The 24,669-nt window shown below is 63.0% G+C and carries 23 protein-coding genes; 8 read left to right on the forward strand and 15 right to left on the reverse strand.

The window, feature by feature from the left end; translation table 11 throughout:
- Positions 1–30: 30 nt before the first annotated feature.
- From GWK61_RS02325 to GWK61_RS02370, 10 genes are all read right to left on the reverse strand, one after another.
- Positions 31–801 carry a hypothetical protein gene (locus tag GWK61_RS02325; protein WP_194904370.1) on the reverse strand — a complete coding sequence of 257 codons (771 nt, stop codon included), beginning with the start codon at positions 799–801 and terminating at the stop codon, positions 31–33.
- A gap of 737 nt (positions 802–1,538) precedes the next feature.
- A complete protein-coding gene (locus GWK61_RS02330; RefSeq protein ID WP_194904372.1) occupies positions 1,539–3,302 on the reverse strand; it encodes a recombinase family protein in 1,764 nt (587 codons plus the stop codon).
- 134 nt (positions 3,303–3,436) lie between these two features.
- Positions 3,437–4,192 (reverse strand): replication-relaxation family protein, encoded by a 756-nt coding sequence (locus GWK61_RS02335; protein WP_194904374.1) that lies wholly within the window; start codon positions 4,190–4,192, stop codon positions 3,437–3,439.
- 204 nt (positions 4,193–4,396) lie between these two features.
- The gene (locus tag GWK61_RS02340; RefSeq protein WP_194904376.1) at positions 4,397–6,682 is read right to left on the reverse strand and encodes a type IV secretory system conjugative DNA transfer family protein; all 2,286 of its coding nucleotides are present in this window, start codon (positions 6,680–6,682) and stop codon (positions 4,397–4,399) included.
- On the reverse strand, positions 6,679–6,870 hold the full coding sequence (locus GWK61_RS02345; protein ID WP_194904377.1) for a hypothetical protein: 192 nt from the start codon (positions 6,868–6,870) through the stop codon (positions 6,679–6,681). Before GWK61_RS02345 ends, GWK61_RS02340 begins: the two co-directional genes overlap by 4 nt.
- Before the next feature lie 120 nt (positions 6,871–6,990).
- Positions 6,991–7,317, reverse strand: coding sequence for a hypothetical protein (locus GWK61_RS02350; protein WP_194904379.1), 327 nt, complete (start codon positions 7,315–7,317; stop codon positions 6,991–6,993).
- Between the two features lie 90 nt (positions 7,318–7,407).
- Positions 7,408–8,331: a DNA-methyltransferase gene (locus tag GWK61_RS02355; RefSeq protein WP_323747378.1), complete on the reverse strand. Its 924-nt coding sequence runs from the start codon at positions 8,329–8,331 to the stop codon at positions 7,408–7,410.
- Between the two features lie 405 nt (positions 8,332–8,736).
- Positions 8,737–9,438, reverse strand: coding sequence for a DUF2637 domain-containing protein (locus GWK61_RS02360; protein WP_194904383.1), 702 nt, complete (start codon positions 9,436–9,438; stop codon positions 8,737–8,739).
- 254 nt (positions 9,439–9,692) lie between these two features.
- Complete coding sequence (locus tag GWK61_RS02365; RefSeq protein WP_194904385.1) at positions 9,693–9,947, reverse strand: hypothetical protein; 255 nt, start codon at positions 9,945–9,947, stop codon at positions 9,693–9,695.
- Between the two features lie 232 nt (positions 9,948–10,179).
- Complete coding sequence (locus GWK61_RS02370) at positions 10,180–10,512, reverse strand: hypothetical protein (RefSeq protein ID WP_194904387.1); 333 nt, start codon at positions 10,510–10,512, stop codon at positions 10,180–10,182.
- 276 nt (positions 10,513–10,788) lie between these two features.
- On the opposite strand from GWK61_RS02370, the gene GWK61_RS02375 reads away from it, so the two are divergent.
- From GWK61_RS02375 to GWK61_RS02385, 3 genes are all read left to right on the forward strand, one after another.
- The gene (locus GWK61_RS02375) at positions 10,789–11,319 is read left to right on the forward strand and encodes a hypothetical protein (RefSeq protein ID WP_194904389.1); all 531 of its coding nucleotides are present in this window, start codon (positions 10,789–10,791) and stop codon (positions 11,317–11,319) included.
- A gap of 186 nt (positions 11,320–11,505) precedes the next feature.
- A complete protein-coding gene (locus GWK61_RS02380) occupies positions 11,506–12,525 on the forward strand; it encodes a hypothetical protein (RefSeq protein ID WP_194904391.1) in 1,020 nt (339 codons plus the stop codon).
- A gap of 46 nt (positions 12,526–12,571) precedes the next feature.
- Entirely contained in the window at positions 12,572–14,206 is a 1,635-nt protein-coding gene (locus GWK61_RS02385) for a serine/threonine-protein kinase (protein WP_194904393.1), read from the forward strand.
- 28 nt (positions 14,207–14,234) lie between these two features.
- On the opposite strand, the gene GWK61_RS02390 is transcribed toward GWK61_RS02385, so the two are convergent.
- Positions 14,235–14,735, reverse strand: a complete 501-nt coding sequence (locus GWK61_RS02390; RefSeq protein WP_194904396.1) for an NUDIX domain-containing protein — start codon at positions 14,733–14,735, stop codon at positions 14,235–14,237.
- Entirely contained in the window at positions 14,713–16,059 is a 1,347-nt protein-coding gene (locus tag GWK61_RS02395; RefSeq protein WP_194904398.1) for a helix-turn-helix domain-containing protein, read from the reverse strand. The genes GWK61_RS02390 and GWK61_RS02395 overlap by 23 nt, the downstream gene beginning before the upstream one ends.
- A gap of 314 nt (positions 16,060–16,373) precedes the next feature.
- On the opposite strand from GWK61_RS02395, the gene GWK61_RS02400 reads away from it, so the two are divergent.
- Genes GWK61_RS02400 through GWK61_RS02410 form a run of 3 tightly spaced genes read left to right on the forward strand, consistent with a single transcriptional unit; the run spans position 16,374 to position 17,568 of the window.
- Positions 16,374–16,859 carry an ATP-binding protein gene (locus GWK61_RS02400; RefSeq protein WP_323747380.1) on the forward strand — a complete coding sequence of 162 codons (486 nt, stop codon included), beginning with the start codon at positions 16,374–16,376 and terminating at the stop codon, positions 16,857–16,859.
- Positions 16,856–17,161, forward strand: coding sequence for a hypothetical protein (locus GWK61_RS02405; RefSeq protein WP_194904403.1), 306 nt, complete (start codon positions 16,856–16,858; stop codon positions 17,159–17,161). Before GWK61_RS02400 ends, GWK61_RS02405 begins: the two co-directional genes overlap by 4 nt.
- A gap of 32 nt (positions 17,162–17,193) precedes the next feature.
- Positions 17,194–17,568, forward strand: a complete 375-nt coding sequence (locus tag GWK61_RS02410; RefSeq protein ID WP_194904405.1) for an ATP-binding protein — start codon at positions 17,194–17,196, stop codon at positions 17,566–17,568.
- Positions 17,569–17,664: 96 nt separating this feature from the next.
- Here GWK61_RS02410 and GWK61_RS02415 read toward each other — a convergent pair whose 3' ends face one another.
- Positions 17,665–18,756, reverse strand: coding sequence for a DUF5677 domain-containing protein (locus GWK61_RS02415; RefSeq protein ID WP_194904407.1), 1,092 nt, complete (start codon positions 18,754–18,756; stop codon positions 17,665–17,667).
- Between the two features lie 134 nt (positions 18,757–18,890).
- Positions 18,891–19,733: a helix-turn-helix domain-containing protein gene (locus GWK61_RS02420; protein WP_194904409.1), complete on the reverse strand. Its 843-nt coding sequence runs from the start codon at positions 19,731–19,733 to the stop codon at positions 18,891–18,893.
- Between the two features lie 341 nt (positions 19,734–20,074).
- Between GWK61_RS02420 and GWK61_RS55940 the strand changes: the two genes are divergently transcribed.
- Positions 20,075–22,099, forward strand: coding sequence for an NHL domain-containing protein (locus GWK61_RS55940; RefSeq protein ID WP_323747379.1), 2,025 nt, complete (start codon positions 20,075–20,077; stop codon positions 22,097–22,099).
- A 751-nt stretch (positions 22,100–22,850) separates the two neighbouring features.
- Here the strand turns inward: GWK61_RS55940 and GWK61_RS02430 are convergent.
- Positions 22,851–23,366, reverse strand: coding sequence for a hypothetical protein (locus GWK61_RS02430; RefSeq protein WP_194904411.1), 516 nt, complete (start codon positions 23,364–23,366; stop codon positions 22,851–22,853).
- 1,090 nt (positions 23,367–24,456) lie between these two features.
- Here GWK61_RS02430 and GWK61_RS02435 point away from each other — a divergent pair.
- Complete coding sequence (locus tag GWK61_RS02435; protein WP_194904412.1) at positions 24,457–24,648, forward strand: hypothetical protein; 192 nt, start codon at positions 24,457–24,459, stop codon at positions 24,646–24,648.
- Positions 24,649–24,669 lie beyond the last annotated feature (21 nt).

Consider the following 24,669-nt stretch of genomic DNA (forward strand, 5'->3'; position numbering starts at 1 on the left):
GTACCGACACTACTCGCGACAGAGTCGGAGTCACCAGTCATTACGGTCGGGGATCTGCGTCAGCTGCATATCACCCGTAAGCTCCCAGTGCTGCACCGCATCATCGGTGAAGCGAACGACAAAGTCGATCAACGGATCAGACATTTGAACACCCGGAAGCATCGTGTCAGAAATGCGCTCGTCCGGATCAAGATCCCACACCGCGAAGACCTGACTCCCGTTACCAACGTTCAATTGTTGAACGGGAAAAATCAGAGCGACACCTTCAGCCGCTCTGATAGTGGACAACGGAGACAACGGAGATCTATGGACAGTTGCCGCGCCAGCCATTTTTGCGACGTCGCACCAACCATAGGGCTTCCGCGAGTATGGCTTTATGTCGACACGGGCAACGATATTGCGAACAGGTCTAGGAGATTCATTATCAATTTGGACCGCAACCATCATATTGTATGGCGCGTTATCGAGAAATACATGTACTCGATTTGACTTCACCACAACTAGCTCTGCCTGGCGACGAGCTGCAACTTTCAGCAGTTTAAGCTCCTGCTCCGCCCGCCTATCCGCTTCCTTCCGATCGGCCATCAGCTGTTCCGCCTGAAGCTTCAGCGTTTGGTCCTGCAACTTCACTTGATCGCGCAGTATTCTCAACTGCCCCGCAGCGAAGAACGCAGCGACACCAGCCGCGCCCAGCGCCATCACCGTGGCTACGGCACCAACCCACGTGGGAACGTCGCCCCAGTCCCAGCGATCGCGGCGGCCGAAATACCAAACAAGGGCCACCACTACCACCGCGACCAACAGGGCCCCAACCGCCGGCGCCAAGTACCGCCGCCCACGCCTCTCCTCCGCCATGGCGGCAGCCTACGGAGCCCAAGCCCATGATCGGCACAGAATCGGTGCTGTCACAGCCAAAGCAGGTACCGGTGCGTGCGCCAGCAGCGTTCACCCACTTCCGCAGCAGCGGCCTGCTGTTGCCTCCCAGGAGCGTGCTCCGAGTCCGCCGCAGCTACTGCCGGGTGTCCCGCGTGGCGCCCCCGATGTGGTGCGGTTTCCACGGCCGATTGAATCTCGCAACCGCTGCATGCCCCTGACCAGATGAGCAACCACTGCCCCACCCGTCACCGCGAGTCGCCCCGATCGACCCAGCATCCGCATCAGGTTCGGCGCCGCCTTAGCCGCACCCTGACTACGCAACCCTCCGCAACAGACTCGAACCGGAAGTCCTCGGTCTCCCACGGAGGATCGACTGCGTAGTACCGGCTGCGATGCCTCTTTCGGCATGCGCGATCGTACCGGCCCGCCACCGGAGCCCTCATCGTTGCCGAGTTGCCGAAGTTGACCATGATCGGCAACATCGAAGCATGTTCACAACGGACTTTGCAGGTCACGCGGAGCCCGACGTTTGGGGGCCACTTGGGGGCCACACGGGATGCGCGATCATGAACGACCTGCGGGTAAATACCCGCTACGCCTGGCCGACGGAAGGGGCATTGTGTGCATGACGTGCGGCAACGACTAACACATAGACCTGGGGGTCAAGGGGTCGCAGGTTCAAATCCTGTCAGCCCGACCAGAACGGTTCTACTTGAACCGTGGTCCAAATGGACCACGGCAAGCAGGTCCGTTACGGATGCCGCAGACCACGTAGCCTCGTCCTTCGGGACGGGGCTGCTGGTGTTTTGAGGGTTCGCTCTCGCCGTCTGGCCCGTGGTCGTGGCCTGCTGGGTCAGGCGGGAGACGAGCGCCTGAGCCTGGACGACGTCTCGCACAGCCTCGCCCAACTGGTGGTCTGCGATCTCTTCCCCATCCACGAACAGCTTGGGAAATATGACCTTGTTCATAGCTCGCTTCAGGCTGGTACCGGCGCGCTCGTAGAAGCCTTGGGGGTCACGCAAGAGTTCGAGAGCTGCGAGGAAGAAGGCCCGCCCGGCGGTGAGACGGCTGGAGGTGTCGGCGAGTTGGGTCGCGATCTCCTCCCGTTCGGTGCGAATGGCTTCGACCTTGCGGCGAAGCTTCTCCTTCGGCCAGCCGGGGTCGCCGACGAGGTCGAGGTACTGGTCTTCCTTGGTGTCGAGTTCAGCCAGTCTCGCCGTGAGCCGTTTCTTCAGGGAGCTGAGGCCTGCGAGGTCGCCGAGAAGGGCGTCATCCAGTTGGTGACGCAGACGGTCGCGGAAGTCATCGGTGAGAGCCACGGCGGCGTAGTGGCGCGTGACGGCCGCCTCGATCGCTTCGATCCGGACGTAGGGCTGAGTGCAATTCTTGTCTTGGCGGCCCCGGCAGATGAAGTAGAAGTAGGTGCCGCCGTTGCCACGTCCCGGCATGACGATGAAGCGCTTGCCGCAGCGCCCGCACCACAAGGTGCCTTTGAGGTAGTGGTTATGGGTGCGTTGCCTGGTGCCGCCGCCTCCGTGGAGGGCAAGGACACGCTGGACACGGTCGAACAGCTCGGGGGTAACGAGGGCGTCATGGCGGCCCGGATACTCCTCGCCCTGGTGCTCGATGATCCCGAGGTAGTAGCGGTCGGCCAGGATGTCGTAGAAGCGGCTCAAGGCCAAAGGCTGAGCCGGTGCCTTCCTGGTGGGCCTGGTTCGCAGCCCGGCTGCCGTGAGGGCGCCAAGAACTTCAGCAGCCGTGTACTGGCCGGTGGCGTAGAGCTCGAAGCCTTGCAGGAGGTAGGGCGCTCGTTCGTCGTCCTTGACGACGATGGCGACCTCGCGACCCTCGAACTCGATGTGTTGGTTGAGGTAGCCAATAGGGGCCTTGGTGATGGTGCCGCCGAGCTTGGCCTTCTGGCCCATCTTGTAGCGGATGTCAGCGCCGGAGGCCTTGGACTGGTACTCGTTGACACCGTCGAGCACGGTGGCGACCAGGTCGCCGATGGCAGTGTCTTCGGTGTAGTCCATGATCGAGACGATGGCGGCCCCGGCCTTGCGCAGGTCGCGCTTGGTGATAGCGGCGTCGATGCTGTTGCGGTGAATGCGGGAGCGGGCATAGACGATGACGTAATCCACATCCTGCTCAGCTTTGATGCGAGCCATCATCTCCTGGAATCTCGGCCGACCCTCAGTAGTGGTAGCCGAGCGGCCAGGCTCGACGTATGTTTCGACAATGTCCGCCCCCAGCTCGTCAGCTCGACGTTCGCAGGCCTCCCGTTGAGCGGGAATCGATATCCCTTCGGGGTCGTAGTCGGTGTTGACCTGGCTGGGCGTCGATACCCGCAGGTAGAGCACGGCTCGCTTGCGGCCGGTCCGCCCGGTGACGACTGTCAATCTGGAAGTTTTTTCTCGCTGAGCGTTCATCTTGTTCGTCCTCCTCTAAGCTTGCCGTTTGTGGCTCTTCGCAGCCAAAATATGCCGTTTTCCTTCATTGTCATTGTATCGATAAGATCATGAAATTGGAGGGCCCCGAAACAAGATCATGCGCGAGATCGCCATCATTCACGAAGAACCGAATACATTAGTTGTGCAGCCTCCGTACTGAGCGTGACCCGCACGAACTCGGCCGCTCCCGGCAACTGCCCCGCCAGCCGGGCAATCGCATCCCGTCGCCGCTCAGTAGTGGTCGAGACCAACAGCCATGGCGTCACTCCCGCCGGCCCCCGGCCGCCTCGCTCGTGGAACGCCGTGTAGTACGAGAGCTTGGCGCGGACGGTCGGCAGGCTCTCGGTGGCGAGATCCACCTCAAGCCACCAATGATCGCGGGCTCCGTCGCGCTCCAGTACCGCGTAAGCGTCGGGCTTGAGCCAGCCGCCCGCGCCATTGGGCCACCAGGCTCCCGGCTCGGCCTTGAACGTGGCGACCGCGAAGTCGCAGGCGCGGGCACGTTCGACCAGCTCCACATATAGCTCACTGACCGCGAGCAAGTGGCGCTGGCTGAGGGCTCCGAGCGGCCCCGGTCGGCGGACCCGCACTGGTACGTCATCTGCGAATTGCTGCTCCCGCAGCAATCGTTGCCCGACACTGTCGAGGGCGAACACCTGGACGGTGGAGCCCTTCTCCCGTCCTCCGACGCGGCGACCCATGGGGGCAAGCACGCGCCAGGAGACGAGTCGCGCTAGTACCCGCGAGCGCGTGACGGTCCGGCTGCGCCCAGCCTGCACTCCTGAGAAGCACAACCGCTCTAGCTGCTCGCCAGTGGCGACGCGCAGCCGGTTGACCTCCTCCAGAACGTGCCAGTCCCGAGCGCTCATCCGAGAAGCGGCCCATTCCACGTCTGTGCTTGTGGTTCGGGTAGCGCCGCCGCCTGAGGTGAGTGGGGAGCGGCCGGGCCGGGCGGCTCCAGCCCGAGAACGAACTCGGGGAGGGGGTGGAGCTTCGTTGGCGTTAATGGCTCGTTTCACCACGTCAGGACCCCCCGAGGAGGCGCTCGACAACAACGCCGATGTCAATAGCGCTCATGCTTCGCCGCCTGTCGTCTGACGGCCAGTCCGGGTTCGGGTAGGTCCGGCGATGCGGGCGGCAATCGCTGCTTCCACCTCAGTCCGAGGCCGCCCCAAGCGCTGCCGTGCTTCTGCGGCCAAGGCGGCACCGTCGGTCGTGACAGGAGGGAGCGGCAGCGTCTTACCCGTCACGGGTCCGAGCGTCGCGCCACCGACGCAGGGCCGCATGGCGATCTCGTAGGCAGGAAGGCCCGAAAGATCTGCCTGCGTCAGCGGCGCAAAGCGGTGAGCCAGGGTCTTGGCATCGTCGTACTCGACCTGAAAGCAGATCTGAGTGCGGGCCGTGCCGAGGACGGCGGTGCGGATGTCGTCGGTCAGCTGCCCCAAGTACTGATGGGCCAGGATCAGCCCGACGCCGAGGCCCCGTGCCTGGGCCAGCATGTCGGCCAGATCGAGCGGCAGCCGGACGATGTTCTGGAACTCGTCGAGATACACCATCACGGGGTGGCGCAGGCCCGCCGGGACGGCCACACGGGCAAGGGTGGCTTGCCAGAGGGCAGCGAGCACCAGCGAGCCGATGAGGGTGGCGGTTTCGCTGCCGATGATGCCAGCGGGCAGCGATACCAGCACGATCCGCCGGCGCGTGAACACCTCATCAATCCGTATCCCAGCGCTCTGGCCCAGCATCAGGCGCAGGGCCGTCCGGGTGGTCAAGCTGCGGAGCTTGTTGAGGCTCGGCCCGATGACTTGGGCACGCTCGCCGTCCGACATGGCCTCGAAGGCTTCCCAGAACGGCCGCACCGTCGGCGGCACGCCCGGCTGGCTCAGAACGAACCGGCGGAAGCTCGGGTTGAGCAAGAGTTCTGGCAGCTCCACGAGCGTGAACTTGCTGCCGTCCGCGGCCCGGGTATGGGTGAGGGTCAGGAGCGCGTTGCGCAGTACATCGCTGGTGCGGGGTCCCCATGAGCTGTGCCAGAGACTCCCCATAAGGTGGACCAGATTGTCCACGGCGAGCTCTCCGGCATGTTCACCGCGCGCCATGTCCAGCAGGTTGAGGCCCACCGGCTGGTCGGTGGCGCTCGGGTCGATCACGATGACATCGCTGCGGCGGCGGTCCGGCACACGGTCGAGGACGTCGGTTATGAGGTCGCCGCCCTTGGGGTCGATCACGACCACGGAGCGACCCATCTCGATGTCCTGGATGATCTGCCCGGCCAGCAGCGTGGACTTGCCCACACCCGTTGGCCCAATGACCCAGGTGTGGCGCAGCCGGTCGGCCGTCGCAATCGCGAGCGGTCGGCCCGTCATACCGGGGTAGGTGCTCAGAGCTACGACCGATCCGCTCCCGGGCACCGTCACCGGCGGCGGCAACTGCCGGGCAGATGCCCGGGGCAGGCCGGGCAACGCCACTTCGCCGAGCGGCAGGCCAAGGAGCCCGGTCAGCTCGCGGACGTTCAAAAACATTGGCCAGTGCGCGATGGGCACCGACAGCTGAGCTATACGCCGAACTACCGTCGCTTCTGGCAGCATCCGGCGCACCACCGACACGCCCGGCGTGTTCAGGCCCCTCAGCGTGCCCCAGACCCAGCCGAAAATCTGCGTCGTGCGCGGCCTCGTCGAGGCCGCTACCCCGAGTCGCAACGTAGCCGCCAGCATCGGTTCCGCATGTTTTCGACGTTCGGCCGCAGCTTTTTCCGCATCGGGGGCCGGATGGCTACTGCCACCGAGGGCGGCCAGCACCGAGTACGCACCGTCCCGAGGGCTGGTCGGACGGGGCTGCACCGAGCCGACGAATATCCACTGCAACACCACGGTGTCGCGCCCCGATAGCGGCGACAAGGCGGCGAGCAGCGCCGTGCTGGCAGCCTGCGCGCGGTCGTGAGCCAGGGGCCGCAAGAGACTGGTAAGCCGGGCTTCAGTCGCCATGGTCAGCGCCGGCCGGTGTGACAGGTAGTCGTCGTCCTGCTCGAATCGGACCCCAGGCATAGCGGCTCGGAGTCCCGCGAGCACCGTCCCGTAGGTGCGTTCTGGCAGGAGCAGCATGTGTCGAATGCCATCGGCCGTCGCCACGACTTCGAGCGCGGCGGGCGGCGGCGGGATCAGGCCGAAGCGCCGGGCGTGCGTGCCGCTGACGACATGTCCAAGCCACGTCGCCACATCATCCGGGGACAGGCCTTGGGGAAGCGACAGCCGGTAGGCCACGAGGGAGTTTCGCCAGGCTTGCGCTTCCAGCATCCGCGCTGCGGTGATGATGCCGATGAGGCCGCCTCCGCCAAACAGGAGGATGAGGAGCGCGATCATTCGGCGGTCTCGGCGCGAGCCGCCTCCGCTGCTTTGACTGAGCGGTCATACCGCTTTTGGAGGTCTTCTTCCTCGGCGGCTTCGGCCGCCAACTGACGGCCCAGCATGATGACGAGCTGCGTCATCAGGTCGATGTCGATGGTCTCCCGTTGTTTTCCAGTGATGCGGATGCGGTACTGCTTGGCCATGTCATGGGGTCTCCTCTTGTTACGTTGATCGTTCGTTCGTGTTGGTGAGGTTGAGTGGGGAGAAGGAGCAGCGAGCTGCCGCCCCTTCCCCCCCGAGTGCCGCTGAAGCTTTAGCGGCGGCTACTCGGCCTTACGCCGAGTCGTCGGCTTGGCCGCGTCGGCGTCCGACTTCGGCGCCTCCGCACTGGCCGTGGTGCCGAACAGCGATTGCAGAGCGTCGCGCTTGAGCGCGGCCTCCTTCTCGATGTCGGCCAAGGCCTGGGTAGCCTTCTCGGCCAGCGCCTCACGCCGGGACGAGATGTACTCGCGGACTGCGGCGAGCACTGCGTCCTTCAGGCTCAGGCCTTCCAGTCCGGCTACAAGCGCGAACTGCGAGTGCAGATCGTCCGGCAGGGCCACGCCGAGCGTCTTCACGCTCTGCGGACCTGCCGAGCTTCCTTCGGTCATGGAGCGTTCCTCTCCGGTGCTATTGCGGCTGCCCATCCCTTGTTGAGATGTAGAAAGCAGCCGCATGACACCGGCGAGCGACCCGGCCCGTCATGCCGCCTGGGCCTCCGGAGCGGTCGGCGGCTCCATCGCCTGAGGCAGTGCCTCCGGCTGGATACCGAGCCGGTCTTGCGCCATCCGCACATACTCCGGATTGAGCTCGATGCCCAGATAGTCGCGGCCCAGCTCTCGTGCCATCTCGCCGGTGGTACCGGTGCCAAAGAAGGGATCAAGGACCAAGCCGCGTCGTGCCGGCGCGTGGCAGTCGCATGGGAGCGTTCCCGCGCCCTGCTTTTGTCCCGCTCCGCAGGCCGTGCAGACGACCGCCGGACATCCGGCCAGAATCGGCCGCCGCACGAGTTCGGGTGGGAAGGTGGCGAAGTGCGCTCCCTTATAACCACGGGTGGCGATCTGCCACACGTCCCCCGGATTTTTGCCCAAGCGGTGGCCGGGTGTTCCGGCAGGCCGAGCCTTTCGCAAGCCACTGCGCGAGGCGGCCAACGGCCCGGCCCACCCCGATGACTCCGGCGTCGTGCGTTCCCGGATTGCCCACTTGGAGCGGTGGAGCTCCCGAATGGCGTCCAGGTCAAAGAAGTAGCTCTTCTGACGGACGAGGAAGTAGACCACCTCGTGGGTCAGCGAGAGCCGGTCTGTCACCGAGCTGGGCATAGGGTTCGTCTTGGCCCATATCACCTTGCCTCGGACGATCCACCCATCGCCGTCCAGCGCCATGAGTAGGCGTTCGGGGGCGAGAAGCAGCCCCTTAACCGGAGCACCGTACTTCGGGTGCCGACTAAACGAGTCGCCGAGGTTGAGCCACAAGGAACCGGTCGGGGTGAGCACGCGGCCCACTTCGCGCATGACGTCCCGGAGATCTGCCACCCAGCCGTGGATGGTGAGCTCTTGTCCGAGCTGACCCTTGTGCCCATAGTCACGCACGTTGTAGTAAGGCGGACTGGTGACGACGCAGTCCACACTTGAGGCTGGTAGCTCCCGCAACCGGGTGAGGGCGTCGCCGGTCAGGATGGTGTTACGTGGGGCCGTCAAGAGGCCGTCTCCGAGGTGGGGTGCACCTCCGTTCGCTGGCTTGAGTTCGTGTACTGATTCATGGTTCTCGTTTCTCCCTTCGGTGATGTTTCTCTATCGAGCTGCGTCCCGGCGTTTGGCAACAAAAAACCGGCTCCCGGATTTTGCCTCCACAGAGGCAAGAACGCCGCTCGTCATGTAGTAGTTATACGGGAGCTGACATGCTCCATCTCCAGGCAAACACCCGAATATTTCCCGAACACGTCTCCGCTTGCCTGGGAGCTTCACCAGGTAAAGCGTTTTGCCGAGCGTGGTCGTCACCTGGGGAAAAGCCCGGCGACCTCGATTCAGGCGCTACGCAGGTGGGTTCACCTCCGCTGCCTTCGCGTCCTCGGCCTTGAGACGGCGCAGCAGCTCCGTCGCCTTGCCGCCGCCAACGCGCAACGTCCGCCGGAGTTCGTCGCGTGGGATGGGACGGCCGCCGTGACTGAGGCGGTATTGCCCGTTGGCCGCGCGGGCAGCCTCGGTCAGCTGTTCGTCCGTTCGGTACGGCTGGATGTTCTTGGGTCCAGTTTCGACCCGTCCCGAGTCCGTACTCGGTCCGGCCTCAGGTCGGCTTGGGTTCGGCGCCGGCCCCGCGGGGTCGACCTCAGCGCGAAGCACGGCCAGATGCGAGACGAGCCCGAGGACGAGAGCCGGGACTGCGCCGACCGCCACGACGACCATCCAGTTCGCCACCAGTAGGCCCGTGGCGATGAGATGGAAGATCGCATTCCCCATGAGGGACAGGCCGAGGGCACCTACCGAGTTGGCGCGGGCGAAGCGTCGGGCTCGGGCCGAACAGGTACCCGGCGCAAGCCATATGCGTGTTGCTACCGCTGCCAACGAGTCGATGGTGATCGGAAGCAGCGGAGCCATGCGAGGAGGCCAGCCGGCCACGAGAGCCAGGCCATGGAGACCAGCGAAGCTCGATACCGCCGCACTTGCGGCCGACACTGCGAGACCTGCGGTCACCCACCAATCCTTCTGGTGGGTGACCGCTTCCCCGTTAGGCATCCGGGCTCTCGCTGAGTCCTGGCGGGATGGTCTTGGACGAGCCGTCGGTCTGAGCTTGCTGACGCTGCCGCCACAGGCGACGAAGCTCCCGGCGCAACTGCCTCAGTTCCTTGTCACGCTCGCGCCGGTCTCGCTCCTCGAACCGGCCCGCCATGCGACCTCGGGTCCTTCTGGGCACGACATATCGGCCCCCTTTCGATCTATCTTGGATGATTGCTTGCCGCCTGATTGGCGGCGAGAAGAGCAGGGCGCTGTTACTGGTAGCGCCGAAGGAACCAGCGCGTAACCCGGATGGCGAGCCCCACCCCGACGATGATCCACAGGCCGGTCGGCAGGGCGAGAAGCGCATGCCACAGCAAGTTTCCGAACAAGCCGAGCCCGAAGCAGATGAACGACAGTCGCAGGAGCACCCGCGCCGGACTGCCCGTCCTGCCGTCCGCCTCCCGGCTAAGGCGCCGTGCCAGCCACAACAACCCGATGAGGTTGGTGGGGAGCTTGGGGCCGCTCACGACCGGTCCTGGCGCCGGCCTGCGATGCGCTCTCCCAGGTCGTATAGCTCATCGATAAGGTCTCGGAATTGTTCCTCGGTCGCCTCGAAGTCACGGACGGCACGCGCGTCACGGTCCGCCGAGTCCCAGGTCGGGTTCCAGGGGCCTGACGGCGGATCAAACGGCGCTGCGGCCAACGCGACGGCGGCGACGATAGCGGCTATCGCCAGGACGATAACGAGTACAGCGGCCACTAGTCGGTGCCCCGGATGAGGTTGATGATGGCTTCGGTGGAAGCTCCCTTGATGTACGAGTGGAGCAGGTGCAAGTCGGGGTCGTCGCCGGTGTCGCGGATGAAGGCGTTCATGTGCCGTGCCCGAACCGCCAGGTGCGCTGCCAAGTCGTAGGCCGCGTCAGTGCGCTGATGAACCTGGAGCTGTTCACTGGCGGCTTCCGCCACGATGCGGGCCTGGTCGACCAGAGCCTCGGAGCGCAAGGCCATAATCCGCTGCACGGGCGATAGAGACGCGTCACTACTGCGTCTGATCGGGCGGTAGTCCGGCCGCCGGTTGAGTTCGTAGGTCATGATCTAGAAGTCCCTTCTCTTAACGGTCTGCCGTGGTCGAGCTTTGCAGCTATGCCACGGAGCGACTTGTTGCTAAGGACTTCTTTTCACAACTCCCCCCATGGCAGTCAACTGGCAAGCAAGAGGTAAAGGGGTGGCAGTCACCTGGCAGCTAGGTGGCACGAGAAACGCAGAGCCTTGATCTTTAAGCTATTTTGTGTTATAAACTAGTTGACTCTTCCAATTCCGCGTGCGGCTATCCCCAGACGCACACGACGATTGGAAGAGGTGCAGTTCATGAAAAGCTTCGAGCGTGACATCGCCGACCGGTTCTGGTTCTTCGTCCGGGGCCGCGCGATCGATGGTCGAGTCCGTCCCAGGTACGGAACCCGGTTCGGCTCCAAGACGCTTGATCACATCGACAGCGAGTACGCGCATTTGCAGGAAGAACTCGTAGGCCAGAGCCGCGAAGACGACATGACATGCTTCTGGGAAGAGGACTGGCAGCCGTGGACCTATCCGACGCTCCAGGAGGCAATGACTGCCTTCCTGATCAACAGCGCCGCGACCAACGAGTTCCCGTACCCCTGCGACATGTGGCTTCGAGCCGTCGCCGTGATCCTCGCAGACGCGGCTCGCGACCCCGAATGGCTCCATGTCGTCGCCTGCGACTGGGATCCGAACTTCGGTGACGGCCCGGAGAAGGGCGAGAGGCGCACGGAGCCCTACTCGGAAGAGGATCACGCCATGACCATCTCAGACGACTGGTCGTGCCTCTCGCGCGAGACGTTCGAGTTCATCATGGCCACCTACACCGGTAAGGGTTAGCCCCTACCTGCGTGGTCGCCCACACCCTCATCAGCGCCCGGCCGGAGTACAATCCGGCTGGGCGCTTAGGCTTTTCATGATCTGGGGAGCGTAGAGATCGCTATAGCTGAGGGCAAGAAGAAAACAGCTGAATCGCCGGAGATTCGGCGGGCTCTCAACGCTATAGCTCAGCAAGGGGGCCTGTCGGTGGAACTCATCATGCTGCACGACAGTCTGCTCAAGCTACTTCGAGTCTCTGATGAGTGGACGCCATTAGATCGAGCCCACACTCTCATTAACATCGTTCGAAGGCTGACACAGCACGTAGACCCAAAACGGCAACCAGCCCTTCGTGCGTCACTGCGGATCGTTACAGGCGAAGAGCATGACCTCGGGCCTGACTATGCTCGAAAAGTAGCTGCTTGGAGCAGCGAGACATCGCTAGATCAACGGCTCACCGACTGTGGCATCGGTTGGCTCGCCAAACACCCCAAGCAGGTCAGCAACTCACCACTCGACACGGCCCGCAAGCAATGGTACGGCGGGCGCATAGACCTCTCACGCCTTCTGAAGGACGAGATCGACCGTAAGAACCGCCTCCAAGACTGGGAGCGGCCGTTCAGAAGTGTTCCGGCCGCGACGCTGCCGGCGTCCGCTGAGCCGAACGGTCGGGCAACGCCAACGACCATCGAGCGAACAGCAACGGTGGACGGTACGGAACCCCTCCAGTTCCCCCGCCAAGCTCGAGACATCCCTCTGTCGGGTCTTGTCCAGGAAGCGCTCGACGCGGCTCGCGCCTCCTGTGCCGCAAAGGGCCGTCGTTACTACACGACGGACTCACTCCATGCACTCATCGAGCTTCCAGATGGCGACGTTGCTGCGTGCTTCGACGAGGTGAAGCCGGGACTAGCCGGCCGCGTGCAAGCTTGGGTTGCCCAGAGCGCAAGCATCCTCACTTCGATACCACCTGCTCGGTTCAAGCCCTTCGTCTGGGTGGAGCGCCCTGAAGTGCAGCGTGCTCAAGACTTGGTGCTCTTCGACGGTTCCGCGGCAGTGACAGACGTCCATCTCTTGCTCGCCATTCTCGAAGGTTCGTCCACCACACGCGAAGAGCTCGAAGAACTTCTAGGTACCAACTTCGATCGTCTCCACGAGGTCGCAAACCGGCGACGGTACGAGTCCGTCAACATCCTGAAGACACCGAAGTCTAAACACGATTTTAGCTAGTCAATCAGCCTAAGTAGCGCCCAGCTGCCGATGAGACGGAGACGCCATGAGTGGGCAAGCGATCACCATTATGGGTCAGGCTTGGAACTTGGGTCCGCTCATCGGGTCGGGTGGCTTCGGTGAGGTCCACATGGCCGAATCAAACGGCCAGATCGCTGCCATCAAGCTGGTGCCTAAGGACCCGGGGGCAGACCGCGAGCTGCTGTTTTCTGACGATCTCCGAGACACGCCCAACGTTCTACCGATCCTTGGAACTGGCGAAACCGCAACTCACTGGGCGCTGCTCATGCCCCTAGCAGACAAGTCGCTGCGCCGGTACTTGGCAGAGCGCGGTGGTCCCCTCAGCGAAGCCGAAGCGCTCCCCGTCCTCGCAAATCTAACGACCGCCCTCGCGCACCTGGCCGACAGGGGGGTGGTCCACCGTGACCTCAAGCCGGAAAATATCCTGCTCCACAAAGGAGCCTGGTGCCTCACCGACTTTGGAATTTCTCGTTACACGGATGCTACGACGGCGACTGACACCAGGAAGTACAGTACGACCCGACCCTACATGGCTCCAGAACAGTGGCGAGAGGAAACCGCGACTCCGGCCGCAGATGTCTATGCGCTCGGTGTTGTCACTCACGAGCTGCTAGCGGGCGTCCGACCGTTCCCAGGTCCTGAGTTCAGGGAGCAGCATCTCCATGATGACCCGCCACGTCTAACCGCCGTTTCTCCAGCATTGGCTGCGCTCATCGAGCAATGCCTTTTTAAGGTGCCGGGGACCAGGCCAACAGCGCAGGACGTCTTGCGTAATCTCGAACGACTCAAGCCATCTACTCCGTTGAGTAAAGGACTTGCGGACCTTCACGCGGCAAACTTTGAGGTAGTAGGCCAGCAAGCCGCGATGACTGCGCGGCAGCAATCAGAAGCCCTCACCAAAGAAGAGCTTCGAGAGTCACTCTTGCCTATTGCGCGCAGACAGTTCGAGCAGATCGGCAACGAACTTAAAGAAGCAATCCTTTCGGCGGTGACTCCGACGTCACAAGATCACTCAGATTATAGTTGGACGCTGACACTCAATGCGTCCAGCATTAGCATGCAAGGCGTTTCAGTTCCTAATAGAAATAACTGGCGGATGTATTTGAGATACGATGACATTCCGTTCGATGTTATAGCGTGCGGTGCTATATCAGTGGGCGGAGGCTGGAAGGGAGGGCGAACTCATTCCCTTTGGTTCTGCGATGCCCAAGAAGAAGGTGTATACCGATGGTATGAGACGGCCTTTTGGCATATGGCACACTTCTATGAAGGTGCATGGACTGGCCGTGGTCAAAGCTGGCCCACGGCTTTAGCGCCTTGGGCCGATAGACAAGGCCGTATGTTTCAATTCGATCCATCCCGAAGTTCGGAAGGTTGGCACATCGTCTGGCCATTTACCCCGCTTGAAGTCGGCAATCTGAGTGAATTTATAGAACGCTGGGCAACCTGGCTGGCGGCGGTCTCTCGGAGTGAGCTCAAGTTTCCTAGGCATAATGCAAGCCTGGCGGTCCGTCAAAACTGGCGCAACAGTAAGACGCCCCAAGAGCATCGCGAGAACAAGCAGGTAGACTCATACGCTCACGCCCAAGATGCAATAATGGACGAGTTCAAAAGCTTTTTGAAAGCAACAGGTCAATACCCAGAAGGTGAGAAGAGTTGAGGCGGTAGCCACAATGTCTAGTTCTCGTTTACCGCCCCTCCTCCAAATAGCGGCCCGTGCCTTCCCTGAGCCCATCGAGGGCCGCCGAGATCCGCCGCCACACATACGGCCGCAGCAGCTCTGCTGCCTCGTCCGGCCGGCAAAACCGAAACTCAGCAAGCTCACCATCGCCAAGACGAAGCTTGGCTTGCTGCTCGGCCGTCAGCTCACCGCCGTCAAAGACGAACACCAGCGTGTCGTCCCACGGGCCGTGAGGAGCCACCCAGTCGACACACAGCAGAGCGCCCGGCTCAATGTCGAGGCTGAGTTCTTCTTTGACCTCACGGCGGGCTGCGGCCCGGGGCGGCTCGTTGGCTTCTGCCATGCCGCCCGGCACGTCCCAGTCCGGCTTGTACGTCGGGTCTACGAGCAGGACGCGCCCTTCGGCGTCGCGGAAGATGACGTCCGCTGCCACCCGCTTGCGGGCCTGCTTGGCATTGCCTTCCGCCAGGTACGCGTTCCAGGCTTCAGGGTCGTTCTGGTCCACCATGGTTGCCGGGCTCTCTTTCGCTGTCTGTTACATCCTGAGCCCAGGTGTACCACCACGCTCGCTCGCCCAGAGCAGCGCCAAGCCGTCCAGCAAAGTCCGTCGTCGCCGTGGATGCGACCGGTGCAAGACGGGTTTGCAGTTGAGTCAACTGCCGAAGCACTCGCACCGAACTCAAGCCGCCGGTGGCGTCAAGCACCTCAGAGCCCACCGCACAGGCTTCGTCATAGCGCCCCTGTGCGACGTGGATCTCGGCCAGCGTCAGTTGCCCGAGCGCCCGGCTCCGAGCACGGTCGCCGGACCGCAGCGCTACGGCTTCTCGGGCTTCTCGCTCGGCTTCATCCAGCACGCCCAACTGACGGAAGCAGTCGGCAGCCTCGCTGGCGAGAGCTGCCGGGTCGAATGCGCTCACCCAGACCGAAGGCACCTGCCCGCCCGGGGCAGCGGCGAGCGTGACGCGGGCTTGGTCGAGCACCTGGACGCAGCTCTGCCGTTCGCCCCGGGCGGCCAGTCCCCGAGCCTCCATCGCGAACAACCTCGCGGCAACGACGGGACTGGTCGGCCCCTGAGTAGCTCTTTGCTGCCCGGTCCGGGCCAGACCTACGGCTTCTGCTAGGTCGTGTTGCTCGTACGCCAGGTGGCTGAGGCTGGCAAGGATGTGCGCTTCCAGTTCAACGTCAGCGCTGGCCGCGGCCAGCGACCGAGCTCGGTCGAAGTGCTGCCGAGCCAGCTCGTCTCTGCCAACATCGTGGGCCATCCAGCCGGCCATCTCGGTGAGGGCAGCTGCCGCGCTAAAGACGTTCACCTCAGAACTTCGACTCATGCCGAACAGCCGCGGGGCAACGGAGCGTTCGAGGTAGCGCACGACGTTCGCATACAAGTGACCGCCGCCTACCTGACGATCCGCCAGGCGAAAGGCTTGCATGGCGGGCAGATCCCCGCCGTCGCTGTGCTCACGCTCAGCTTCGGATCTGGAGCCGAACTGCATCGGCACCGCGGGCGCCGGCACCGGGGCGGCTGGTGCCTCCGGCAGCTTGAACCACAACGACTCTGTGGGAACCTGCAAGATTCGCGCCCACTGCATCAGGCGGTCGAGGTCCTTCAGTGCCGGTCCCGTCTCGATACGCGACAGCTGCACCTGTGAGATGCCCACCCAGCCGGCCACCACCGCTTGGGGCAGAGGTCGGCCGTGGAAGGGGTGGTTGCGGAAGGCGGCAATCACGCGGCCCATGTGCCAACTGGCCAGTGCGTCACGCATTTGGTCGATGGCCCAGAAGTCGGACGGCACGACCGGCGCCCGCTCGGCCAGTTCGCGCCGCTGCTTCAAACAGGCCGCACATAGGACGTCTGAGTTATCACGAGCAAGCCGAGTGCCGCACGAACCGCAGTACCGCACCTGTGGTCTATTCATGTGGGATCGTCCCCTGACCGGCCCGTGTCGACGTCGTCACGGGAAGTGTATTGCGCCTGGTCAGACCGTATCCCAGGAACGCATGACAGGGGTGTATACGGCCGATACGCGGATCGTCATATCGGTGAGACACCCCGGCCGGGACGGTGGGACACGACAACGTGATCTCACCCCCGGAGACCGTCATGACCGAAGGCCATTCACATCCGGCCCTTGATGCTCATCTCTTGATGCATCGCCGACCGGCCCATTCCCCGGCGCCGAACTGCCCGGCTCAACCATCTCCATTCATCGTCCGTCGGACTCTGCGTTTGGCCGCCTTGCCGACGGCTCCCGGGGTGGCGCGAGCGTTCGTCGCCCAGGCCAGCTACGTCGCCGGAATCTCGCAGACCACCGCCGAGACGGCTCTGTTGATCGTCTCCGAACTCGTGACGAACGGGACCAGAGCCACCGGCCGTGTGGATGGACCGCCAGTCCCACTCCCGGCGGAGAACGTGGCAGTGCTGTTCGTAATGGTGCGTGCTGGAGACGGGACGGTTCGCCTCGACGTCTGGGACAGGGATCCTCAGCGACCGGTTGTGCAGCACGCCGAGGATATGGACGAGACCGGCCGTGGCCTGTTGCTCGTCGAAGCGCTGGCGGCGGCTTGGGGCGTCTACACGCCCCGCGGTGCCGGCACCTCCGGCAAGGTCGTCTGGGCGGAGGTGGCAGCGTGACGAACGAGGAACACGGCTCGCTCCCTATCACCAGAGGGACGGTGCCCGAGATCATCCAGGCGCTGAGCCGCCATGGTGTCGGGCTCAATCCGCTGACTGTCGCCACGGCGAAGCGCCGCGTGCTGGAGGGGAACCGCACCGTCGAGCTTGAGGGTCAGCGCTTTGAGGTGATCGAGCCTGAGTGGGACATCGTCCAAGACGTATACGGCTGCGAAGACGGCCGTGACTGCACCAGCGTGACCGCCGAAGACCGGGTCCGATTCGAGGCCATCATTGCCGCCCGGCTCCAGGCGGAGGGCTAACGATGTCGTATTGGTCCGCGTCGTATCCGGGAATGCCTATCTACCTCCATGAGATCAGGCAACTCACAGCAGGGATGCTCCAGAAGACGCCAGGTCATGAGGATGTCGTCCAAATCGTCTCAGAGCTGGCTGCTAACGCCATTCTCCATACAGCCAGTGGCGAGCCGGGCGGCACGTTCACCATCCACCTCGCGGCCTTCACCAATCGCTGGCAAGTCCGCGTCGACGATGCGGGCAGTCTGACGACGCCCCAGGTGCTCCCCGTAGCCGAAGACAACGTCACGGCCGGCGGCGGACTGGCTATCGTAGCGGCGCTTGCAAGCACCTGGAGCGTATTCGGCGACCAGTACGGCAGGGCGGTCTTGGTGGAGATACCGTTTCCACCTCAGGAGACCGGCAGTGCGTGAAGCTCTCGGACCTGTAGACGCTGGCCGGCGGCGGCGGATTAGTCTGAGCCGCTGGTCTAGCGTGGCCCTACTGCCTTCGTGGTCCCCGGTCGCCGCCTACCTGCGCAGTGCTGAGCGCTGAAACGCTGTCCCTGCATCGTCAACGAGACGCTGCATACACTTGATCGCAAGCAGCGTGTCAGGATCGTTCGACACCACGCCGTCCCGCGCGATAAGCGGCACGGTGCATTGGAGCAAGCTGGTCAGCGCGCCGTGACCAACTTCACCGATGTCGGTGTCGGCCCGCGCACCTGCCCCAATCGACCTCCTGCCGCGCACGTTGTACAGGTTGAGCACAGCACTCCGCGGCCCGGCATGCACATAGTGATTCGACAGCCGGTAAAACGGCTTGAGATGTCCAAGCCCCGCCAGGTCCTCAAGCTGTCCGAACTCGATGCTCTTGCTGTTCGCAAAGAGCGGCGCCGCCCATTGGTGACGTTTGTGGAACTGAGCTCCCCAACGCGTGAGGACGCCGTCGTATTGTTGCTTGAGCGCAGCGACTTCGCTGTCGCTAAACGGCGCACGTCCCAGGGCCTCCGCGTGTTGTTGGTACTCCTCCATGTCTTTCCACTGCTCAACGAATGAGTAGTCGAGATAGCGTTCCGCTAGGTCCAGTCCCGGGTTGTCCATGATGACGCTCATGACCACCGCGATCTCGTGGAGCGTCCGCTGACGAGCGATAGCACCGTCGCTGTAGCCGTTGCGCATGAGGCAAAGCACTTCGCCCGCCACGGTGCAGGCTCGCCCGTGCAGCAAGAACCCGACCTCGGCCGCCGTGTCCCCACTATCTTTGTCTTCGTTGTACGCCTGGCGAATGCTGGCTCCGAGCTCATACGAGACATAAGCTGCCGCCTCGTAGGTGATGAGGGCCGAACCCCACTGCGTCTCGATGACGTCAACGAGCTTCGCGCGCTCCTCGTTGAGGTAGCTGACGAGGCCGGGCTTGCCCTGGTGAAGTGACGCTGACGTGGTGTCGACCAGCCCAGGCAGGGCGTTCATCAACGCCTCGGTAGCGGCGCTGACGGCATCCTCCATGCTCATGCCCTGCTCGATCCCAGCGATGGCCGCATCATGCATGATCCCGTTGAGAACGCCACGAGGTGCGTCCTCGTCATCGCTGGCGACGTCGGGCTGAGGCTGGTCGTCCATCTAAGTACACCGTTTCTTGATCGCATGGGTGCCGGCTCGACCACGGCTGCGATAGGGCGAGAGTCTGAGTGAGGCTGCTCCTACTGTGGGGCATGGGGGAACGGGTCGCTAGCCGTTATCTCAGTAAGCCACCTCTACTCACTGGCCTTCATGCATTCAGTCCGGACGGGTGGGAGGCTTATTCCTCCACGCGTCAGCGTCAGGGTTGCGTAGACGCACGCCCCGCGACTAATCAGCATGTCGCCGTAGTAGGTCGGATGGGTCCCGTCGTAGGCGATGGAGAAGTGATCCGATTTGCCGTCGGCTGGGCGGAACATGTCAATCTCGAACACCAAGGGTGGCGTAGCGGGCAACGGCTGCGACTGGGTGAACCGACCCCAGCTCGTACCGCACTTTGCGTTTGAACGGAGCTCGAATACGCCCGCCTCACGCTGCGGTGGATCGTAGACGGTCACGGTGTAAGAACTGACAGCACCGACAGCACAGTTGGTTGCGACGGGATCGCTGCCGTCTGGCGCGAGTTGGCCTGGCTGTTGCTGGTGACGAAAGAGCAAGACGCTCATACCTCCGGCGAGAAGGAGAGCCAAGATGCCACCGACGATTATGGCTCGCTTGCCCGTCACAACCCTCTGATGACCCTGGGCTTTCGGTTCTGGCTCATCAAACGAGATCGGTATATGAGCGCGTCGTTTAGTCCAAGCGTCCCCATGCTGCTCAATGCAGGCGGCTTCGAGCACATCCGTCAGCGCCCCCACTTCCAAGTCGAGCAGACGCTCATAACCCTGAACGACGTGTTCGGGCGGCATGACCGAACCCCGCTCGTACCCCGACAAGGTGGTGTGCGAGTGGTAGCCCAGCTTCTTCGATAGTGCTCGGAGTGAGACGCCTTTTGACTCGCGAGCTTCCCGCAGGGCTGTACCGACCCGCTGCTCAGGAAGTACGGCGTCTGCCTCTGACCTGGTCTCTTCGGTGCTCACACGTCTGCCCCCTCTGGCTGTGCCTGGCAAACGCAGTGTACTGAGAACAGCTGATCAGGAGCAGAGGGACAAGCTGGGTGGTCGGTCGATGGTCGGTCTTCGCACCGACCATCGACCACGAACGGGATGGTTTCGGGAGCGAACAAGCTCTGAGGGAATCCCCAATCGTAAAGAGAGGCTTCTAGCTTAGCAAGAAATCAAGGTGTTTACATTCACTCGATATTCCCTCATATTCGCTTAAGTCCACGTGCAATTCCGCACTGGACGTTCTTCTATTGAAGGGATGTGTCGTGAAACCTCACGACCACAGATGGCGCGCAGTCAGCGCCGCACTCATACTGGTGGCGTCAACCATCGTGCCAGTCCTGGCCTCATCGCCAGCTTCGGCTACCACTCCCACCATCAGCGCCTTCGCTGGTACGGGAACGGCTGGCTTCAGCGGCGACGGCGGAGCAGCAACCAGCGCCCAGCTGAACCAGCCCAAGGGCCTCGCTACGGACAGCGCCGGCAACGTCTACGTTGTCGACGCTGGCAACCTTCGTATCCGCAAGGTGACCACAAGCGGGACCATCAGCACCGCAGTCGGTAGCGGCAGCGTGTGCAGTGCCAACAACGTTGGGAACACCTGGAGTCTCGACTTCGGCATGTGCAATCCCACGTGGCTCGCCGCCGCCCCTGGTGGTTCCGCCTACTTCAACGACGGTGGCTGGCTGGACCAGGCATGGAACACCGGCGTGCAGGCGCACGTGGCTGGCAAAGTCACGGGGAACTATTCCCCGGGCGACGGCGACGGCTTTGGTGTCAGCGTCAACGCGAACAGCGCGACCGTCGGCGACGACGGCACCGTCTACTTCGGGGAGGGCAACAGCCTTAAGGCGTGGAATCCCGCGACCAAGCAGGTTACAACCATCGCCGGGATGTCCGGCGGCGCTACCTGCAACTACTACGCCAGCGATGGTGCGGCCGCTCTCGGAGCCTGCATCTTTCCCCAGTTCGTGAGCTTCTCTCGTGGCTCGATCTACTTCTTCGACATGGCGCCCGGTTGGCGCGGTCCGGTCATCTTCCGGATCGACCTGAGCGAGTCGCGCATGCAGCTGCACAAGGTGGCCGGCAGCGGAAGCTGGAGCGACTACGGCTCTGGTGGGCTGGCAGTCAACGCCGGTATCAGCACCCAAGGGCCTATCGCCGTCAGCAGTATCGGCGAGGTCTACTTCGGCGGCGTCAGTAATGGCGTCATCCGCAAGGTCGACACCTCCGGCTACATGCGCGACGTGGTTGGCGTCGGTACCACCGAAGGCGGTATGGCCTTCGACGGAGCCGACAACCTCTATGTCTCGCTTCCCAGCCAAAACAAGGTCGTCAAGGTATCCGGGCTGGGTCCGGTCGCCAGCAAAGGCAACCTGGTCGCACTCGGCGACAGCGTGGCCGCCGGTGAAGGCATCAACTACGGCTTCATCTGGAACCCGACCACCGCTGAGTGGTTCCAGAGCAACCCCAACGCTCCGACCTGGACGGACACCACTTCGGCAACAGGAGCCAACTACCAGGACTGCCATCAGACGGACTACGCCTACAGCCGCCTGCTTCAGGCCAACGGCTATCAGGTCTACAACATGGCCTGCTCCGGAGCATCGGTGCTGCAAAACAGCGGCCTCGAAAGCGGCGGCATCCTCGACAACGAGAACTTCGCCGACGGCTTCACGCCCACGCAGCTCGGAGGCTTGTGCTCCGACTGCGAACCGGTGAACTCGACGTTCGACAGCCACAACCCGACCGTCGTCACCCTCACCATCGGGGCGAACGATGTCACCTTCGCGAACTGGGTCACGCAGTGCTACCTGCCTGGTGCGAAATGCGGTTCATCAGACGACTCCGGCCTGTTGAGCTCTCAGCTCGGAATCGAGCAGGCCGATCTCCGGTCCGCGCTCGCTGAGCTGAATCGGCGTGCCGGACAGGACTTGCCGTCTGGTCAGACCCTGCGGGTGCTGGTCACGAACTACTACGACCCGTTCCAGAGTGCGTTCATCGGCAACTGCGTCGACACCGACGGCGGTCACCTGGGTAATACGTTCCCCGGTGTTGGAATTGAATCACCGCAGCAAACGTGGCTGGTAAACGCGCTCACAAGCCTCAACGCCAACATCAACAGCGAGGTCAACTACGCTCAGGCCAACGACCCGAACCTGAACGTTAGCCTGATCGATCTGAGCAACGTGATGGCGGGCCACCAGTGGTGCTCGAACGACCCGTGGATGTACGGGCCGTCCATCAACTACTCCGGGGGCAACAACCCCGCGCCATTCCACCCGACCCCGGCCGGGCAGAATGCCATCTACCAGGCGGTGCTCCAGCAGGGCCACCTGTAGTCGGCATCTAAATAATCAGACGACGCTACTCGCGTCGGCTGACCAGTAACCGGAAGGGAGCCCCTCTTTCGGTGGGCGTCAGTCCTCGGCCACCTGAGCAGTTTTGCTCAGAAGCGGCCGGGGCTGACGCCCAATTCTCTATTTGACCTTGACCGATAGAGTTAATAGCGTTGATCAAAGGCAGTCAATCCATTAAAATGGACATGCCTATGAAGTATGCGAAATATATCAGCTGGCTGCCAAGCGTCTTCGGAGCGCTTGCCATCATCGGGACAGCTACCGACACGGCAGCATCCGGTGCGGCGCATAGTTTCGCGATGATGGCATCCTGGATCCTTTGCCTGCTTTCCGCCTTGCTGAGCTTTAGCACCTTAAATCGATTTAGGCGAGTTTCTCACACGCTACGTTTGGCTAATATGGGCTGGCTTATATTGAGCTGTGCGTTCATCGTTTGGGCGTATGCATTCCTCTCTACATTTAGCTATTCATTTTAATTAGCATGCTTGCCTGCCCATTGACGCCAAGCGAAGCCCACTGCGCATTCCCGAGGTCGGTGACCTGGTGGCGGTCAAGTCCATAAGCCAGTTGTGTCGGGTTGAGCTGCCCCCGAGTTGGCAGATTTGGTTAATCTATTTTGTTGGACGGCGGCCGACTGAGCGGGTCGTCGTCCCTGACTCACTTGAACCGTGATCGATGGATGGTGGTGTCTTCGCGAGCGGGCATAGATGATGGGCTACGATTGCGGAGCCCCTTATCTTCGGTTCTTCTTCCCCACTCCGTGCTTCCGCAAGACTCGTTTGACCGTCGCGACGCTAATGCCGTGATGCTCGGCTAGCTCTCGGATGATGACTCCGGACAGGAAGCTCTCGACGATCTCGTCCTGATTCACGTCCATCCGTCGTGCGCCTGCCTCCCTGAGGATGCGCTTCACGGTGGTGGGACCGACGCCGAATTGGGCGGCCAACTCATGGATGACGACACCAGAGCGGAAGCTCTCTACGATCTTGGATAGGTCTACGTCCACTCGTTGCCGGACGGGGGTCAGACCGGTTCCGGTGCCGGTTGATTGAACCCCTGGTTCGTCGCCTTGATCATTCGCATCGATGCGTTTGACCACGTCAGATAGGGGTCCGTAGAGATCTGGGCGGTTCGAGTAGCGACGGAGTACCTCGACGGTAACGTCGCAGGTCAGAGGCTTGAACTCGGAGACGAGTTCAAGCCTCTGAGTCTTTCTTGCAGGCAAAGAGTCCGCTGACGCTGCTGTCACGGTTTGAACCTCCGGCATTTTCAACCCGCACGAATCTCAAGCCATGTTCAAACAAGGCAGTCTGAACGCCTCGTTCCAGAGCCACAACCGTCACCGCCGCCACAGATGGCGATGGGCTGACCTCCGGTTCCCGGAGCAGCGCTCTTAATCCCTTGGTCGTCGAGTCGAGGCCCAAGGCCTCCTCTACGCTGTTCTTCGCTGTCGATCTGTCCTGTGACCTCGCTACAGCGAGCGCTCGGATCCGCAATGCGTCGGCGAGAGGCAGGGCGTGGCCGACGGACCTGGCGCGGCGGGTGGCACCCGCAGCGATGCGGGCGGCCCGCCGGGTGGACCCGACCGCCAGGTATGCCTCGGCCATGGTCGGTAGTTGCGCCTCCTGACCAGGGCTGTTGAATCCGACCACGGCACCGGGCGCCATGATCGCGACGTTCACAACGAGGACGGCGGCAGCGAACGTGCGCGTTCGCTCCTTTGTGTAGCGCGGTTCATCAGACCCCGCAGCGGCAGCCTCAAGGCGGGCGAACGCTCCGGTGCGGAGGCTCTCCGATGTTCTTCCTCGCCCCTCTGTACCCGGAACGCGTGGACCAAACGTGCGACCCGCGACCGGTAGGCAGGGCCGGACCAAGCATGGATCTCGAATGGCATCCGACAGGTCGGCATCGTCGGCGGTTACAGGTGGTGGCGAGCGGCGTAGGATGGCGTTGTCGCTCAGGTCCCCGGTGACCGTCTATCCGTCGCCTTCTATCAGCGCACCAGCAACGCATGGTGTCGCGACTGAGCAAGACCCCTGCGGTCGGCGAGACTTCGCCGTCACCCCGCTCTTCATGCGATCGCCGCCGTGTCTACGGTCGCGCCGCCCATCACCGCTGAGGCCCCGTTCCCGGGCGTCAGCGCAACGCGTCCCTGTACACCTCAGGCGGCTGCGCGGAGGTAGCTGCGAGCGATCCGCGTACGACGTGCTGCTCATCCAGCCGTCATATCAGATCAGACCGGCGAAGAAGCCTCGCGCACCGCCGTCGGAGTCGACGGGTTCGCAGGGCTCGAAGACCGCACCGCACAGCTCGAACCCCGACGACGCCTGGAGCCGTTCATGATCAACACCAGTACCTCAGCCGGCATGCGGAACACCCGCGCCCGAGCTCCCGGTGAGCAGGCGTCACTGGGTTCCTACCCGGCCTACGTCCAAGCGCAGAGCGCCATCGTCCCCGGCCGGTTCGAAGTCCTGGTGTCCGCGGACCACGCCGCACACGCCCGCGCCGTCCTGGCCGGCTCGCCTCGCTGATCGGTCAGACACCCCGCCATG

This window comes from Catenulispora rubra (assembly GCF_015356825.1).
In the GTDB taxonomy this organism is placed as follows: domain Bacteria; phylum Actinomycetota; class Actinomycetes; order Streptomycetales; family Catenulisporaceae; genus Catenulispora; species Catenulispora rubra.

What these genes read in the sequence shown, in the direction of transcription:
- GWK61_RS02335 (WP_194904374.1), bottom strand. Translation starts at nt 4,192, where the DNA reads ATGAGCGCTCGGGACTGGCACGTTCTGGAGGAGGTCAACCGGCTGCGC.
- GWK61_RS02360 (WP_194904383.1), bottom strand. Translation starts at nt 9,438, where the DNA reads ATGCCTAACGGGGAAGCGGTCACCCACCAGAAGGATTGGTGGGTGACC.
- GWK61_RS02345 (WP_194904377.1), bottom strand. Translation starts at nt 6,870, where the DNA reads ATGGCCAAGCAGTACCGCATCCGCATCACTGGAAAACAACGGGAGACC.
- GWK61_RS02330 (WP_194904372.1), bottom strand. Translation starts at nt 3,302, where the DNA reads ATGAACGCTCAGCGAGAAAAAACTTCCAGATTGACAGTCGTCACCGGG.
- GWK61_RS02410 (WP_194904405.1), top strand. Translation starts at nt 17,194, where the DNA reads ATGCCTATCTACCTCCATGAGATCAGGCAACTCACAGCAGGGATGCTC.
- GWK61_RS02375 (WP_194904389.1), top strand. Translation starts at nt 10,789, where the DNA reads ATGAAAAGCTTCGAGCGTGACATCGCCGACCGGTTCTGGTTCTTCGTC.
- GWK61_RS02415 (WP_194904407.1), bottom strand. Translation starts at nt 18,756, where the DNA reads ATGGACGACCAGCCTCAGCCCGACGTCGCCAGCGATGACGAGGACGCA.
- GWK61_RS02435 (WP_194904412.1), top strand. Translation starts at nt 24,457, where the DNA reads ATGATCAACACCAGTACCTCAGCCGGCATGCGGAACACCCGCGCCCGA.
- GWK61_RS02350 (WP_194904379.1), bottom strand. Translation starts at nt 7,317, where the DNA reads ATGACCGAAGGAAGCTCGGCAGGTCCGCAGAGCGTGAAGACGCTCGGC.
- GWK61_RS02370 (WP_194904387.1), bottom strand. Translation starts at nt 10,512, where the DNA reads ATGACCTACGAACTCAACCGGCGGCCGGACTACCGCCCGATCAGACGC.
- GWK61_RS02400 (WP_323747380.1), top strand. Translation starts at nt 16,374, where the DNA reads ATGCATCGCCGACCGGCCCATTCCCCGGCGCCGAACTGCCCGGCTCAA.
- GWK61_RS02390 (WP_194904396.1), bottom strand. Translation starts at nt 14,735, where the DNA reads ATGGTGGACCAGAACGACCCTGAAGCCTGGAACGCGTACCTGGCGGAA.
- GWK61_RS02340 (WP_194904376.1), bottom strand. Translation starts at nt 6,682, where the DNA reads ATGATCGCGCTCCTCATCCTCCTGTTTGGCGGAGGCGGCCTCATCGGC.
- GWK61_RS02385 (WP_194904393.1), top strand. Translation starts at nt 12,572, where the DNA reads ATGAGTGGGCAAGCGATCACCATTATGGGTCAGGCTTGGAACTTGGGT.